The sequence below is a fragment of the Alphaproteobacteria bacterium genome (assembly GCA_023898725.1).
Classification (GTDB): Bacteria; Pseudomonadota; Alphaproteobacteria; order JAUHZC01; family JAUHZC01.
The window spans coordinates 243,016-259,333 of the sequence record CP060236.1 but is presented as its reverse complement, the minus strand read 5'-3'; the positions used below and the strand labels follow the sequence as shown (position 1 = coordinate 259,333).

Here is a 16,318-nt window from a genome sequence, read left to right as displayed (position 1 = left end):
GGGAATGTCCTGCTTTGAATCAAGAGGCTGGTGTATCGTTGAAAGATATACCAGCCGTATGTACGTTAATTAGGCTTCTTTTTTATTGTTTTTGGGGGTGTCTTCGGAAACATCCTCGTAGTCCGCATCAACCACATTTTCATCCGCAGAGGAACCCTTATCAGCATCTGCTGAAGCAGTTGTTTCCTTCTGTGCTTCTTCTTGGGCTGCCTTGTACATGGCTTCGCCAAGCTTCATGCTGACTTGAGAAAGCGCGTCTGTTTTTTGTTTGATGCTCTCGAGGTCATCGGAATCCTTCATAGCCTGAAGAGCGGCAATTGCCGACTCAATAGCCTCTTTTTCATTTGCTGAGACTGCCTCGCCGTGCTCCTTAAGACTTTTTTCTGTGGCATGAATAAGTGCTTCAGCCTGATTATGTGCCTCAACCAACGCTTTACGCTGTTTATCAGACTCTGCATTGGCTTCAGCATCCTTAACCATGGTTTCGATTTCTTCATCGGTAAGACCCCCAGACGCCTTAATCTGAATATTCTGTTGCTTGCCCGTTGCTTTGTCTTTGGCAGAAACGCTCACCATACCGTTGGCATCAAGATCAAAGGAAACCTCAATTTGTGGTGTTCCTCGTGCAGCAGGGGGGATACCTACAAGATCAAACTGCCCGAGAAGCTTGTTGTCTGCAGCCATCTCACGCTCCCCTTGAAACACCCGGATGGTAACAGCAGACTGGTTGTCTTCAGCTGTCGAAAAAACCTGGCTTTTTTCAGTGGGGATTGCTGTGTTGCGTTCAATAAGCTTCGTGAATACACCACCAAGTGTTTCAATGCCAAGCGAAAGAGGGGTCACATCAAGCAACAAAACATCTTTGACGTCCCCCTGAAGAACGCCAGCTTGGATAGCCGCCCCACACGCAACAACCTCATCCGGATTGACACCACGATGGGGTTCTTTGCCAAAGAACTCCTGCACCTTTTCAATAACTTTGGGCATTCGTGTCATACCACCTACAAGGATAACCTCATGAATATCTGAAGGTTTAAGACCGGCATCTTTGAGGGCTTTTTTGCAAGGATCAATGGTGCGCTGAATAAGGTCATCAACTAATGACTCAAATTTTGCCCGAGTGAGCCGCACATTGAGATGCTTCGGACCATTCTGATCGGCTGTAATAAAAGGAAGATTTACCTCCGTTGCCTGCGCACTTGACAGTTCAATTTTTGCCTTTTCCGCCCCTTCTTTGAGGCGTTGAAGCGCAAGATTATCCTTGCGTAAATCAATGCTGTTTTCTTTTTTGAACTCATCAGCAAGAAAATCGATGATGCGGTTATCAAAGTCTTCACCACCAAGGAATGTGTCCCCGTTTGTGGATTTTACTTCAAAAACACCATCGCCCATCTCAAGAACAGAAACATCGAATGTACCACCACCAAGGTCATACACAGCAATAGTTCCTGCCTCTTTTTTGTCTAGACCGTAGGCAAGAGCAGCAGCTGTCGGCTCGTTAATAATGCGTCGTACGTTAAGACCCGCAATTTTACCCGCATCTTTTGTGGCTTGGCGCTGGGCGTCATTAAAGTATGCAGGCACTGTAATGACTGCTTCAGTGACTTTTTCCCCAAGATACTTCTCGGCAGTTTCCTTCATTTTTTGAAGGATAAAACCGCTAATTTGACTGGGGCTGTACTTTTCACCGTTGGATTCTACCCACGCATCTCCGTTAGGTCCCTCAACAATCGTGTAAGGAACGACTTTTTGATCTTCTTTGGTAAGGGGATCATCAAAACGCCGCCCAATGAGGCGCTTGATAGCAAACAACGTATTAGTTGGGTTTGTTACCGCCTGGCGTTTAGCCGGTTGCCCCACAAGACGTTCGCCGTCTTTGGAAAAGGCGACAATAGACGGGGTCGTGCGGGCACCCTCAGCGTTTTCAATAACGCGGGTGTCTTTCCCGTCCATAATTGATATACAGGAATTTGTTGTACCGAGATCGATACCAATGATTTTAGCCATCATTAACCTCTTTCGTTAGCAAGAATATACAGCCCTTTAGGCACTGTAAGATCTTCTTTGGTTAAAAAATGTTGCATACAAGCAACCTTTACACCTGGACTATAACAAAAGTTCCCATCAAAATGCAAGACTTTCGTGGCAACTAAATGGAGATATTGTGTGTGGATACACTCATTCATCAGATAAACGCATGTGTAGAGGGCTATCTTCGGCAGGAAAACATCCATTTTACCGGGGATGATTTTGAACGATTGAACGCGGCATATGCCAAAAATAAACATTACAGTACGGGGGTGAACCTTTCTCACGCGCCGCAGCGCGGGTTATATGTGGCGTGTCGTATGCCGGCAACCACGGCGGTCATGCAGCAGATTTTTGCACAACTTCCAGCTGATTTTCTGCCTGAAACGTTGTGTGATCTGGGAGGTGGTTCGGGGAGCGCTGTTGTTGCCGCAGGTAAGCGTTTCCCTGCACTGACGGATGTGACAATCGTTGATGAAAACCCGCACCTTCTTTGCCTAGCAGAGCTATTTTTTCCTTTATTGGCTCCTCAGATAAACGTGCGTACGCGCATCCTTTCCTATGTGACAGGAACAGTTTCGGGAGCGTATGATCTTGTAACGCTTTCATACACCTTGAACGAAATCCCAGAGTCTTGCCGTGAGTTAGTGGTTACCAAGGCATGGCATATGTGTAAGGGTATGCTGGTGATTGCCGAACCAGGAAGCCCCAAGGGGTTTGATGTGATCATGCAAATACGGGATTGGGCCTGCAAACATAATATTCATGTTTATGCGCCGTGTTCGCATCACGGACAGTGTCCCTTGAGGGTGGGTGACTGGTGTCACTTTCATGCCCGTTTTCCCCGTTCAACACGCTTACGTCAGCTGAAGGGTGCTTCTTTGGGGTATGAGGATGAACCCTATAGCTATCTTGTTCTTTCGCGCCAGGAGTACCCTCCCCAAGGGATGCGGATTATAGAAAAACCACGCAAGTTTCCTCATGGACTTACAATCAAGACGTGCTCCCCAGAGCACGTTCACACGCATCCGATAAGAAAAAAAAACCCGCTGTATAAAAGTCTCAAGAAATCTAAAAGGGGCGATTTATACCAGGGACCAATCACACGGTCATTGGTGCCTGCAACATGAGAGAGTTGATGACTGTTTTTGACGGCGTACGTCGTGTTCAAAGATTTGTAGTTTTGAGCGCTGAGAACCTAAGAACCAAATTTTACGGCTCTGACTTTATCATTCAGTTCGCTCGTGCACATTCTTCTTGTTCCCTCTAGACGCATAGTACAGTTCGTATTTGTATTTTTGCTTCTTCCCCACCAACCTTTTGTATAAGTTATGCAGGATGGAAGCTCTTTTTCGTAGGCGCGCCCGCAGGTTTGGTGTCCTAAGGATTTCACATGACTTTCTACTAGGTTTAGGTAAAAAGTACCGCTTTGTATACCTCTATGGCCGTCTGGGGCAAATTCTTCTTTCCATGTCTGTTTAAAATCATCGGCATTTTTTTGTAGTTTTGCCATAACTTCTTTCACACTCTTGAAGGTGTTGAGCGCGACTGTGAAGTCAGTGACTTTCTGAATATCGTTGTATGTTTTCTGGATATCAGCAGACAATTTTTTGCCTGTTTCCATGGCTATTTTTCGTTGTCCTTCTTTATCTGCTTTTTTAAGATTTTCCATAATTCCTTTTATATGGGTATCGATATTTTTCAGTATTTGTGGACTAGGAGACCCCCCCTGAGGGAAATCCTTGGCACGTTTAACGGTTATTGCTTTGGCCTCCTCTTGTTTGGCCAAGGCTTGCTTGTGTTTTTCTTGAACATCAGCAAAATTCATATTGCCATTCGTTTGTGTCAGAAGTGTAGCTGTTTCCTTTTCAAGGTTTTTTGTTTTTTCTACTGTACTCCAGTAGGAGAAATGACTTTCGGTGCTTTGGAGAGGTGTTTTCATTTTTTCCATTAAGGCTAATACCTCAGGAAGCTCCCGTTTATGCTCACCCTTCCATTTTTCATGCGTCTCATTGGCACGCTGGAGTGTTGCGCGCATTTCATCCACACGAGGGCTAATACTGGCTATAGTATGGGCTTGTGCACGCGTTTGCGTATCCATTTTTACAAGGCGATTATAGAATTCCTGAATATCTTCTTTAATAGTAACGTTTGCAACGTGTGCGACAGACTTTTGATAAATGCTGTCCATTTCTACAAAAATGGGATCAACCTTATCTTCAGAAAGAGATGTGCTTGTCTTCCAAACGGTATAGGCCTCTTTGGCGCTATCACGGAGTGTAGCCATTTCTTTGAGTTTTTCCTGTGCAGGGTCTGTGGCTTGGATAGCTTTCAGTTCTGTTGCTTTTGCGTTGATTTCATTGCGTTTTGCCGTGGTGTCTTCTATAATTTTGAGTTTATGGCGATGATCGTCTGCGGGTTTGCGGGCGGCCTCTGCTTGGGTGATAATTTTTTTAGCTGCTTCAGATGTAAGTTTAGTAGTGGTTTCCCAAGATTTTAATTCATTTTTCATCGTGGCAATTGTCTTGGACAGCTGATCTTCTTTGCCGCTAATGATTGCATAGCTTGTTAATGTAATATCTTCACTCACTTGCTTTTTGATGGCATTTAACTGCTCGTGAAGAAGGATGCCAATTTGAAGAGTTTTTAGGTGGTTGTCAGTGCGCGTGTTTTCGTCGGCGATGGCTGTGAGTGTTGTTTCAACAGCAGGAATAGCCATATCATTGTGTGTAGTCTTCCATGCAGCGTATTTGCTTTGTGCTTCTCCCTTGGCTTTTATAATCTCGGTAATTTTCTCTTCTACATAAGTGCGGTCGGTCTTTGACTCTGTATTTCTACGTGTAAGGGCTTCATCGGCAGCTTTTTTACTCCCGTCGTGCAGGGCTTGGACTTCTGCTATGAGGGTGTCATGGGCTTTCTTCTGTGCGGTAAGTTTTTCGATGTGTTTTTTGAGACCTGCAATGGTGGTTTTAATTTCAGTCAGGGCTGCTTCTCCATCGGGCAGTGTTTTATCCGTTGCAATACCAGGAATTTCTATACTTGCCACAGTTTTGTAGGCTGTATACTTTTCTGTTGCTTTGGTTTCTTGGTCTTCGAGCGCCTTCAAATCATTTGTAAGAGCAGGAATATCTGTTAAGAAATTCATGCGAGTCAGACTGATTTTGGAAGAAAGATCTACCGCATTTTTTGTTCCAAGTAGCACACTAAGAGTATCCTTTTTCATATTTTCCAGTGTTTCGTAGTCTTTCTGTCGTTTTTTTAAAACACCAATATGCGACATAGCTTCTTGGGACAACAGATCAATTTTTGTAATTTTTTCATCAATAACAGGGACTTTCTCTTTATACTGAGAGAGCCAGGCTTCATAGGCGTCACGGGCTTCTTTGTGCACATTAATTATTTTCAAGCGACCATCAATAACGGTATTAATTTGGCGAAAATCTTGGATTTCTTTACCAACCAAAAGGGTGCGTTTAGCCTGCTGGAAGAGTTTTTCTACCTTTCTATCAAGCGTCTGATGATGGACTTTCTTTTGGAGATTACTGACATCTTGAGTGTGCTTGCTGTGCTTTTTTAGGAGGTTTTCGCGTTGAAAAGAGGCGCGTGCTTGTGCGACCTGGGTATCAAAAGAAGCGATCTCTGTTTCAAGATATTGGTTTTCTGCTTCAAGGGCATCGATTTCAGCTTGTAGCTTTATTTTTTCAAGAGTTTTGCGTGAGTGCTGTGTGCTAACTTTGGGTGATTGAGGGGCTGGTTTGGAGCCTTGAGTAGCCAGTGCGTCAAGATTTACCATGGGCGCATCATCATCCGCCATGAAGCGCTGAGCGCAGTTATTAAATCCATCAAAGATTTTCTGACGACACAGGCTATCTGTTCCGCACTTTTGGCGAATTTCTGTAGCCTTGAAACAGTCAGACATAGATTCGGCCTCAACAAAAATTTTTTGCGCTTCTTCTATAACGTCTTGGGCACTGACAGGGGTTTGCGTTTTTAAGGAATCATGAACACACGTACGAAACTCAGACCATGCGCTGTCTTTACATGCACTATTTTCAGCACACGTTGCAAGGGTTGTGCGTAAATCTTTTCGGCACGATTGCGTGGGGTAGCTGTGAGAGGACTCCGAGTCGGGAGAGCCGTCAGTTGGGGCTGTTTCTGTTTGTGGTGCTGTTATTGACTCTTTGATTTGTTGCATCAAATTATTTACTGTATCAATCACTGAACTTGCGTGTGCGTAAGGCGTTGTTATGCCTATAGCGACCCACATCATCATAGTGTACACAAGATTCTTTTGAAAAATATACATGTTTTTTAACACAACCCTTGTGTGGATTATATTTTATAAATGTAAATAAAGAATTATTTTTTTTGAACAATATTTTATATGCTGAGGATAGTCTTTACGTATTGATCATATGGAATCATACAGCTGATAAAGTATCTCAAGGGCTTTTCTGGGGGTTAAGTCATCCACAGCATATTGGTGCAGGAGGTTTTTTATGGCTTCCAACTCAGTGTTGTTTTGTGGCGTTTCCTGTCTAGACGGGTGGGTGGGCGTTTCTTGTTTTGTAACAATTTCAAATAAGGGGAGGGCTCCCTTTTGTATAAGGGGTTGTTCTTTTTCAAGCTGACTTAGAATTTGTTCTGCCCGCGCCAGGACAGTTTGAGGGAGTCCTGCAAGTTTTGCCACATGAACCCCGTAGGAGCGGTTTGCTGATCCAGGAATTACTTTGTGCAAAAATAACACCTCTCCTTTGTGCTCACTGACACTAACAGTGTGTGCTGTTAAGCGAGGGAGCCTTTCGGACAGGGCAACCAGTTCATGGTAGTGGGTAGCAAAAAGTGTGCGACATTTCTTATGGTGATGAATATATTCGGTGACTGCCCAAGCAATTGCAAGACCATCGTGTGTAGAGGTTCCACGCCCAACCTCATCCAAAATCACAAAAGATCGTGCAGTGGCGTGGTTGAGAATCGTTGCTGTTTCTAGCATCTCAACAAAAAATGTTGAGTGGCCACGAGCAAGGTTATCAGAAGCGCCCACACGTGAGAACAAGCGATCAACAACCCCAATCGTGGCGGACTGTGCAGGAATAAAAGATCCCATTTGCGCCATAATGATATGGAGCGCGCACTGGCGTAGAAATGTGCTTTTCCCTGCCATGTTAGGCCCTGTTAATAGCCATAGATTTGATAAGACAGAATGATTCACAGAGTTTGGTTCGAAGTGTTTGTTTTCAAGGGTTTCGATATGTTGTTCTATGACTGGATGACGGCCATTGCTAATTACCAGGATGGATTCGTTTGAAAGTGTTGGGCGACAATACGTCCGTGTGAGTGACTGTTCTGCAAATGCTGACCATACATCAAGGTGCGCAATCGTGCGTGCCACCAGCAACAAACTGTCAATTTTTTCAAGAGCCATGTTGCATAATTCTTGAAAGAGAGAAAGCTCTTTTGCAAGGGCTTCATGGGACGCATTGAGGAGGAGTGTCTGCAGATTGGACAAATCTTCGGTAGTAAATCGCATGGCATTAGCCATGGTTTGTCGGTGAATAAAACGCGTTGGATCGAGCTTTTCTTGGTGTGCGGACGGAATCTCAATAAAATATCCCAGGAGATTGTTATGTTTAATTTTGAGTGTAGTGATGCCTGTTTCTTGCCGGTATGTTTCTTGAAGAGCCCCAAGACGCTCTGTTCCATGATCGCGTAATTGTCTAAGCTCATCAAGATTTGTGTCATAGCCTGTGTGAATAATCCCCCCTTCGCGGGCAAGAGCCGGTGCTTCAAGAACAAGAGCTTTTGTGAGGGTTTCCTCCAGGTGGGTGAAGTCACAGACTTCCTGGATCAAATCTGCAATAAGATCGGGAAGGATGGGATGTTGTTTGAGAACAGTGAGAGCACTGCGTGCTTGGATGAGGGCTTGTTTGAGAACAAGCAAATCCCGTGGTCCTGCACGTTGAACACTGATGCGTGCGAGCGCCCGTTCAAGATCAGGAAACGCTGTGTTTTCATGAATAAGGCGGCTTCGTGTTTCCCCTTGCGTGCGGAGAAAAGCAACGCAATCGAGGCGTTTATTCAGGTGTTCTACATCAAGAATCGGATTATTAATCCAGTGAAACAGTAACCGAGAGCCTGCTGCTGTGACGCATGTGTTAAGGCACGCAAACAGCGTCCCCTCTTTGTGACCATCTTGGGTTAAGGTAAGTTCAAGGCTTTTGCGGGTGGCGGCATCAATCGATAAGTAGGCAGAGGTGTCGTTGCGCTGTGGTGGCTTGAGATGCGGTGCTTTGCCCTTTTGGGTGATGGTCACATAGTCCAGAAGACTGCCCGCGGCAAGAAGAAGTTCTTTCTGTGCGAGCCCATACGCATGAAGGCTTTTAACATGATAGTGGCCACGCAAACGCATTTCCGCATTTTCATGATCAAACCGACTGTTGGGAAGAGGAGAAAGTTTCTTTTTATAAAGTTGCCAGAGCTTTTCTCCCAGGGGGGCTTTCAGGAGGGACTCGGGAACAACAATTTCTGAGGGTGTGTATTTCTGGATTACGTCAAAAATATCATCACCAGAGCACGTATGGAGATAAAAATCACCTGTTGAAATGTCAGCACTCGCACAGCCAAAAGAGGTACATGTCCTGTCAGAAGGAACAAGCACCATCAAAAAATTATTATATTTTCCCTGCAGAAGAATGTCTTCTGTCAGGGTTCCTGGGGTGATAACTCTTACTACATCCCGCGTAACAATGGATTTGTACCCGCGTTTTTTTGCCTCTTCGGGGGATTCCATTTGCTCGCAGATAGCCACATGATATCCCTTGGATACAAGGCGGTTGAGATAGTTTTCATAGGCATGAAAAGGAACACCACACATGGGAATAGGGTCTCCATCACTGGCTGTTCCTCGCCGCGTGAGGGTAATATCCAGGATTTTTGAGGCTGTGACTGCATCGTCAAAAAAAAGCTCATAGAAATCGCCCATACGGTAAAACATCAAACAGTCGGGGTGTTGCTTTTTCAGCGCCAAATACTGCACCATCATGGGCGTTTGGGAGTGTGTCTGGGTGGTAAGGTGTTCTGACATCTGACAATCAAATCGCGTGATGATCATTGTTAGCGCAATAAAATCCCTATATCAACACACAATCACATGGTGTTGATGGTGAGGCCGAAATAATCAGGCACTTTTCTTGTAATAACCAGGGCCTTTTTTAAGAAAGTTTTTTCCATACTTTTGCAACGTGTGTCGGGTCACCCGCAAGGTAATGTGTGCTAAGATAGCTTTCTTCACTGTCACATCCTTGAAAATGTGCAGCTGCTTCTTGAAGAATGAAATGTCCCGCTGCTGTTTCATAGGGATGTTCGTTTTCCACCCAGACAACCCCAGCACGACCAGCTGCTGCATAACATAAATCAAGAGCAGGTGCTCCTGAAACACGCAGATCTGAAGTCTCAGAAAGTTTTCCAAAAACACTGTGCGCGTGCTGAGGATTGCCCGCAAAAAGCGCGAGAGTTTCAGCGGTGGTTACGTTGCGTCGCGGTTGAATGCGACGTTCATTAACGTATACACCCTGGCGGCGCTCCGCATAAAACATTTCATCATTGATAGGATCATAAACAGCGCTTGCTAAAATCTGTCCTTTTAGCTCTACTGCTACAGAAAGGGCAAAGTGTGGGTGCGCGTTCATAAAGTTTTTCATGCCTGATATGGGCGCAATAACCCAAAATTGTTCATCGTCTGTGCCAATTGTGTCTGCCTCGTTAATGATTTTTAGACCAAATCGTGGACGTGATGACTGGAGTTCGGTTACCAGAAGGTCTTGCACCCTATCGTAACAGCGACTTGCAAACTCCCCCGGTCCGTTCGTTGTATTAAGCAAGAGGTCAACTTCATTGAAATCTCGGGCAATGTGGCGAACGGCATTATAAATACTGCGTGTAATAACGTTAATGAGAGGCGTGCGAATAAGAAGGCGGCGATCAGATACCATTGTGTGTTAATACCCTATGAATTTTTAGCGCGTTCAACATAGGTACGCTCATGAGGGTTTACGACGACACGTGTACCAGATTCAATATGTGGTGGAACCATAATACGCACACCATTTTCAAGAACAGCTGGCTTGAAGGAGGATGTTGCTGTTTGTCCTTTAACCACAGGATCAGCTTCTGTAACCATGAGTACAATACTATCAGGAAGAGTCACTGAAATCACTTCCTCCTCGTAGAAGTTGATTTGCACAACCATGTGATCGCATAAAAAAATACTATCCTCTCCTAATACGGAGTCTTTAATTTCAAATTGATCAAATGTGTCTTGATCCATAAAGGTATGGACGTCATCGCTGGTGAAAAGAAACTGACAATCACGCGTCTCAAGACGGACACGCTCAACATCCTCGCTGGCACGGAAGCGTTCGTTCAGTTTCGTACCATCACGGATATCTTTGAGCTCTGCTTGAAGGTAGGCCCCTCCCTTACCTGGTTGTGTATGTGCTGTTTTCACAACAACCCAGAGGCGGCTTTTGTGCTCAATTACATAGCCAGGGCGAAGGCTGTTACCATTAACTTTCATCGAGATCACTTGTAAAACTAGATCATATTTAACCGAATACGGTTATTTGCGAAAGGTTTTTTTTGTGAGGCCAGTCAAATTTTACCTAAAGAAACACTCACCCAGAGGGCGATAAGGAATAAATCCTATGGGTCTTGGCAATACCTCTATTAAATGCCACGATGGCAAATGTGTCTTGTAATACATGCGATCTTGCTCTATCGAATGGCTGAAAATAGATAATAATTAATAATGACAGTTCAGGTGATTGGTCATCGCGCTCGTTTGCGCATGCGTTTTCTGGCGCATGGGTGTGGATCTCTCCATGATTATGAACGATTAGAGCTGTTGCTCACCTATGTACTTCCTCGCCAGGATACAAAAGCTCTTGCCAAGAAACTGATTGAGCGCCACCAAGGCTTGCGCAATGTTCTTTTGGCAGCACAAAGTACTCCAGATGTTGTTTCTGAGCGCTTTCAGGTGCTTGTGCAGATGTGTCTTTTGGATGGAATGTGGGAGGGTTCTGCACATACACAGATGATTACCTCTGTGCACGATATGGTCAATTATGTGCTGCCGTTAATGTCTAAGCTGTCTTACGAGCAATTGAGAGTTCTCTATATGGGCTCTCAAGGAAGAATTATTTATGAGCATGTGATTGACAGTGTTTGGAGTGATCGTGTGAGTGGGGAAATTCCCACAATTGTGCGTGTGGGACTTCTTTATAAAGCGCACGCATTGCTGGTGGCTCATAACCATCCAAGTGGAGACCCCACACCCTCTCACGCCGATTATGTATTTACGCATAAATTACAACAGGCGTGCACAGCTGTGAATCTTGTTCTCGCTGACCACCTTGTTATTGCAGGGAAAAACTTCCAGTCATGTTTGCCCGTAAATGGTGTGTAAAATCGTGTTAGGAGGTACTTCTAGGGCCTTATAAAGCCATTAATAGCTACGCTTCTGAGGGAATTTTCAGGATCGTGTGAGCGGGGAATAAAAAAGACCAACCCCATCATTGTCCACATCGGTATGGGCTCTGCGTCTGCTGCCTTGGATCGTGAAAAAAGCATACCACAATGTCCCACCCAGAGATTTCTTTTGATCGAGCAGATGGTTTTTTGGATTGGTCCTAGGTTGATTGCTTCGTCAGGGGAGAGGTATTCCTCTTTTTTTCCTCTGGACGGTAAAATTATCCAATAGTGTTGCCGCAAGGCTTCGATCTGATCAGAAAGATGTGAGCGCTGACCGGAAGAAAATGCATCACAGCCATATACGATAGCCCCTAACATGAAAAGATCAGCCTCACTTTTGCTATGTCCCTGATCAGATACATCGCATATATTCTTTAAAATATCAGGAAGCGTCTTGTGCGTTATTTTCTTATTGAGATAAGCCTCATAATACTCAATAGTTCGGGCAGCATAGGGTTTTGGGTCTTCTTCGACGGCATGGGCCAAGGAGAGGTCTTCAAGAACTAATCGGTCTCTTCGGGCCAATGTTGGGGGTGTTGCAAGCGTTTCTGTGTGGTGGTTTCTGGTTTTTGCTTTGAGGTCTACGGGGAGGGCTGCTGGTGTTTTTTCTGCAGGGATTAAATTTAGTGATCGGGGTGTTAGATAGCAGCTACTTTCTTCTTCATATGCGGAGGAAGCATTACATTTCTTTACCCATGTTGTAACTATTAAAAAAGCGGTAAAAATTTCTTTATAATAAGCAAATCGCATATATTTTTATTATTAATTATTTCTCATTTTACTTAATTTTAATGTGTTTTCCAAGAGGCTTTGTACTGTCATTGGACCAATACCCCCGGGAACGGGTGTTATGTATGATGTTTTTGGTGCAACTTTTTCAAAGTCTACATCGCCAACGAGTCTATTATTGTGGCGTGTGATCCCGACATCAAGAACAATAGCGCCGTTTTTGACCCAAAAGTCTGTGACCAAATGTGGAACGCCTGCCGCACTAATAAGGATATCTGCATGACGTGCGATGAGATGAGGGTTGCACGTGCGCGTGTGGATGACATTGACCGTTGCGCCAGCCTGCTCCATCAAATAGCGTAGTGGTGTGCCTACGAGGGGAGATCTGCCAATAATCGCAACCGTTTGACCCCTTACAGAGAGATTATATGCGCGCAAAAGATTCATACACCCAAGGGGTGTACAGGGAATAACACCAGGTGTTCCCTTGGCAAGATTTTGTGCGTGAATATCGGTAAGGCCATCGACATCCTTTTCTGGGGCAATACAATTAAGACATTGACGGGCATTTAGATGGCCAGGTAAGGGAAGCTGTAATAAAATTCCATCGACTTCAGGATTGTTGTTAAGGGCTTCAATGAGGGTATGGATTTCATCTTCTGAAGCCTCTTTAGGAAGTTCGTGTAGTGTTGTGTCGATTCCCACTGTTGCGCATATTTTTTGTTTGATTGTGACATAGGCCTGACTTGCGGGGTCATCGCCTACGCGCACCACAGCAAGGTGTGGAAAAATATTTTTTGTGCGAAGAGCCCGAATGTTTTGCGTAAGATCTTGGCGTCGCTGCTTAGCAGTGGTGATACCATCAAGCAGAGTATGCATCATTAGGACCCAATCATTCTCACAGCAACATTAATGAAAACGTTCTCCAAAAATGTGATGAGAAGAATTAACACAAGCGGCGAGAGATCAATAGAGCCCGTATGTGGCAAAAAGCGCCGAATCGGGGCAAGGAGGGGCTCCGTAATGCGGAAAATAAAATCATTCATCATAAGCACAAAGCGATTGTAGCCATTAACAATGGTGAAGGCTTGTAAGATGCTGAGGATTGCCCCAGCAATAATCGCCCATTTATAAAGACTTAGCACTGTGAGAAGTAGTTTTAATAAAGGTGTTCCAAGAATACTCATGTGAAAAAAAACGATATACAAAGTGAGGGAAACTTAGCATGAACTTCTCTAAAGGAAAAGTGAAAGCGTATCCTGCGGTATAAAGCGTCCCCTAGGGGATATGGATGGCTTTATCAAATGCCTGCAACGAAGCCTCACGTACTGCTTCAGACAGAGTCGGATGCGCATGACAGGTTCGGGCGATGTCCTCGCTGGAAGCCCCCATTTCCATACCGAGGGCAATTTCTCCAATGAGTTCTCCTGCGTGTGCCCCTATAATTGTCCCCCCGATTACCCTATCTGTGCAGGGGTTGGTAAGAATTTTTACAAATCCCCCCGTCATGTTGACGGCGCGTGCCCGGCTATTAGCAGTGAGAGGAAATTTCCCTATTGTGTAGGAAATACTTTCCCGCAAGCACTGTGTTTCCGTTTTACCGACCTGGGCCACTTCGGGATTGGTGTACATAACAGAGGGAATGACTTGAGGATTGGTCCATACCTTATGCCCTTTCAGGCGCTCAACCAAAGTGACCCCCTCATCGGAGGCACGGTGAGCAAGCATCAAGCCTTTTACAACATCACCAATGGCGTAAATATGGGGTATTGATGTGCGGTTTTCTTGATCAACAGGAATAAACCCTCTGTCGTCGCAGGCAATACCTACCGCCTGTAAATTTAAATTAGCCGTGTAGGGCGTTCGCCCGATGCTGAGAAGGACCTGTGTGAATGTGGCTGTAGTGATGGATTGATCTGAGCGATTTTTCAGCGTGAGCTTAATGCTTTTTGGGAATTTTTCTGCGTGGGTGACCTCTGTATGTGTGAGGAAGGTGATGCCAATATCCTCAAGATTATGCCGCAGAACCTGGGCGACATCCGCATCAAGAGTTGTGCCAATAGCATCAGAATACTCGACAATCGTGACCGTGGAGCCAAGACGCGCCCACACAGATCCTAACTCTAGTCCAATATATCCCCCACCAATAATCGCGAGTGTGTGCGGGATTTTTGTGAGTGAAAGGGCATCAGTTGAATCGAGAATGGTTTTGCCGTCTGGGGTGATGCCATCGAGAGGGGTCACAGAAGATCCTGTGGCGATAATAATCGTTGTGGCGGTGAGCGATGATTTCCCAATGCTGAGCGTGTGCTCATCCAGAAAGGAGGCCTCTCCTGTTATATGTGTGATTGAATGAAGGGCAAATAGGCTATCGATTCCCTTGGCTAAGCCATCAATAGTGGCACGCTTGTATGCCATCAGCTCAGAGATATTAATCGTGGGATTTTTCACATGGATACCAAAGGCATGGATGTGTTTCAGGCCATGAAACTCTGCTGATCCATGGAGAAGAATTTTTGAGGGGATACACCCCGTATGCAAGCATGTCCCACCCAGAGCTTGCTGTTTATCAATCAATACAACCCGAAACCCCAACTGCGCTGCCCGTATGGCTGCGCAATATCCACCAGGACCTCCTCCGATAATGGCGATATCGTAATCATAAGACATAGATAATCCTTTGTAGTTTTTGTGTTGGCGTCCTTTAGAAAGCGAGAAAAAGACGGGAAGGGTCTTCGAGATTTTCTTTGATTGTCAGAAGAAAACTGATGGCTTCTTTTCCATCGATAAGGCGATGATCATAGCTTAGTGCTACATACATCATATCGCGCACAACAATCGCACCATCTGCATTCACAACGGGGCGCTTCTGTATGGTATGCATGCCCAGAATTGCGGACTGGGGGGGGTTAAGCAAGGGCGTTGAGAGGAGTGACCCGAACACGCCCCCATTGGTAATAGTAAATGTTCCATCCGCAAGGTCAGATGGTGAGAGCTGTCCCTTCGTTGCTTGTGCGCGCGCGTCAATAAGTGCACGCTCAATGTCACCAAATGTTTTTGTATCGGCGCTGTGAATAACAGGAACAATAAGAGCATCTTTGGTAGCGACGGCAACCCCAATATTTATTTTTGTATGGTACAGAATATCTGTCCCATCAATGGAGGCATTTACAAGGGGATATTTACGTAAAGCGGCGACACTTGCTCTTACAAAAAAGGACATGAGCCCAAGTTTGACACCGTGCATCTGCGTGAAAGATGATTGCTGGTCTGTGCGCAGTGCCAGAATAGCAGTCATGTCGACCTCGTTAAATGTTGTGAGAGTCGCGGCCGTATGTTGGGCTTCCTTTAATCGCTGAGCAATGCGCAAGCGTATCCGTGACATGGGAACGCGTTTGACGTTCTGAGTGTGTGAAGATGGCTCTTGCGCGGTGTTGGGATTGTGGTTTCGTTCCAGGTAAGACAGTACATCTCCTTTGGTGATACGGCGTGAAGAGATACGTGTTTCGAACTGTGTGGTATCAATTTTTTCTTCGGCTACTAGACGGCGGGCGGCCGGTGTTAAGTGAATGTTATGGTATGGGAGGTTTGGGTTACCATTTTTTTTTTGAGGGGGCTTGTCATCTTGTGAAGCCGTTTGATAGACAGGCGGTGGTGGTGTTTTGTGGGGATTTTCTGTGTCCTGGGGCTTTTGCGTAGCGTCTGGTGGACTGGCGTTTGTTGAAACAGATTCATTAATCTTGGCGATGACATCTCCAACACGTACTTCAGTAGTTGCCGGTGCTAAAATGATCGTAAGCGTTCCGGAGGTAGGAGCGGTAACCTCAAGCGTAACCTTATCTGTTTCAAGTTCAACCAAGGGCTCATCTTGATTAACAAAATTCCCCTGGCTTTTCAGCCAACGGGCGATAGTAGCCTCATTAATGGATTCGCCCAGCTGGGGCACACGAATGTCGATCATGCGATGAGTGTAGTTCTGTAAAAGCCTCTATAAATAACACATTAATGCTTTAGACAGTGAAGAGCAAGGGGA

At 45.2% G+C, this 16,318-nt stretch carries 12 protein-coding genes; 2 read left to right on the top strand and 10 right to left on the bottom strand.

The genetic code is table 11. The annotated features are described in order from the left end of the window. Positions 1–69: 69 nt before the first annotated feature. A complete protein-coding gene (dnaK, locus tag H6849_01170; GenBank protein ID USO01893.1) occupies positions 70–2,007 on the bottom strand; it encodes a molecular chaperone DnaK in 1,938 nt (645 codons plus the stop codon). 146 nt (positions 2,008–2,153) lie between these two features. Here dnaK and H6849_01165 point away from each other — a divergent pair, with 146 nt between their 5' ends. Beyond that, a complete protein-coding gene (locus tag H6849_01165) occupies positions 2,154–3,158 on the top strand; it encodes a hypothetical protein (protein USO01646.1) in 1,005 nt (334 codons plus the stop codon). 68 nt (positions 3,159–3,226) lie between these two features. On the opposite strand, the gene H6849_01160 is transcribed toward H6849_01165, so the two are convergent. The 4 genes from H6849_01160 to efp all read right to left on the bottom strand — a co-directional run bounded on the left by H6849_01160 (position 3,227) and on the right by efp (position 10,603). Continuing rightward, positions 3,227–6,301, bottom strand: a complete 3,075-nt coding sequence (locus tag H6849_01160) for a hypothetical protein (GenBank protein ID USO01645.1) — start codon at positions 6,299–6,301, stop codon at positions 3,227–3,229. 138 nt (positions 6,302–6,439) lie between these two features. Beyond that, the gene (gene mutS / locus H6849_01155) at positions 6,440–9,139 is read right to left on the bottom strand and encodes a DNA mismatch repair protein MutS (protein ID USO01644.1); all 2,700 of its coding nucleotides are present in this window, start codon (positions 9,137–9,139) and stop codon (positions 6,440–6,442) included. Between the two features lie 100 nt (positions 9,140–9,239). Next, positions 9,240–10,019: a hypothetical protein gene (locus tag H6849_01150; GenBank protein ID USO01643.1), complete on the bottom strand. Its 780-nt coding sequence runs from the start codon at positions 10,017–10,019 to the stop codon at positions 9,240–9,242. A gap of 14 nt (positions 10,020–10,033) precedes the next feature. Further along, positions 10,034–10,603 (bottom strand): elongation factor P, encoded by a 570-nt coding sequence (efp, locus tag H6849_01145; GenBank protein USO01642.1) that lies wholly within the window; start codon positions 10,601–10,603, stop codon positions 10,034–10,036. Positions 10,604–10,834: 231 nt separating this feature from the next. Here efp and H6849_01140 point away from each other — a divergent pair, with 231 nt between their 5' ends. After that, positions 10,835–11,491: a hypothetical protein gene (locus tag H6849_01140; protein USO01641.1), complete on the top strand. Its 657-nt coding sequence runs from the start codon at positions 10,835–10,837 to the stop codon at positions 11,489–11,491. Positions 11,492–11,511: 20 nt separating this feature from the next. Here H6849_01140 and H6849_01135 read toward each other — a convergent pair whose 3' ends face one another. From H6849_01135 to odhB, 5 genes are all read right to left on the bottom strand, one after another. Further along, complete coding sequence (locus H6849_01135; protein ID USO01640.1) at positions 11,512–12,306, bottom strand: hypothetical protein; 795 nt, start codon at positions 12,304–12,306, stop codon at positions 11,512–11,514. Between the two features lie 12 nt (positions 12,307–12,318). Continuing rightward, the gene (locus H6849_01130; GenBank protein ID USO01639.1) at positions 12,319–13,167 is read right to left on the bottom strand and encodes a bifunctional 5,10-methylenetetrahydrofolate dehydrogenase/5,10-methenyltetrahydrofolate cyclohydrolase; all 849 of its coding nucleotides are present in this window, start codon (positions 13,165–13,167) and stop codon (positions 12,319–12,321) included. Continuing rightward, positions 13,167–13,472 (bottom strand): YggT family protein, encoded by a 306-nt coding sequence (locus H6849_01125; GenBank protein ID USO01638.1) that lies wholly within the window; start codon positions 13,470–13,472, stop codon positions 13,167–13,169. Before H6849_01125 ends, H6849_01130 begins: the two co-directional genes overlap by 1 nt. A gap of 91 nt (positions 13,473–13,563) precedes the next feature. Continuing rightward, positions 13,564–14,955, bottom strand: coding sequence for a dihydrolipoyl dehydrogenase (gene lpdA, locus H6849_01120; protein ID USO01637.1), 1,392 nt, complete (start codon positions 14,953–14,955; stop codon positions 13,564–13,566). Between the two features lie 34 nt (positions 14,956–14,989). After that, positions 14,990–16,246, bottom strand: a complete 1,257-nt coding sequence (gene odhB, locus H6849_01115) for a 2-oxoglutarate dehydrogenase complex dihydrolipoyllysine-residue succinyltransferase (GenBank protein USO01636.1) — start codon at positions 16,244–16,246, stop codon at positions 14,990–14,992. Between the last annotated feature and the right edge of the window lie 72 nt (positions 16,247–16,318).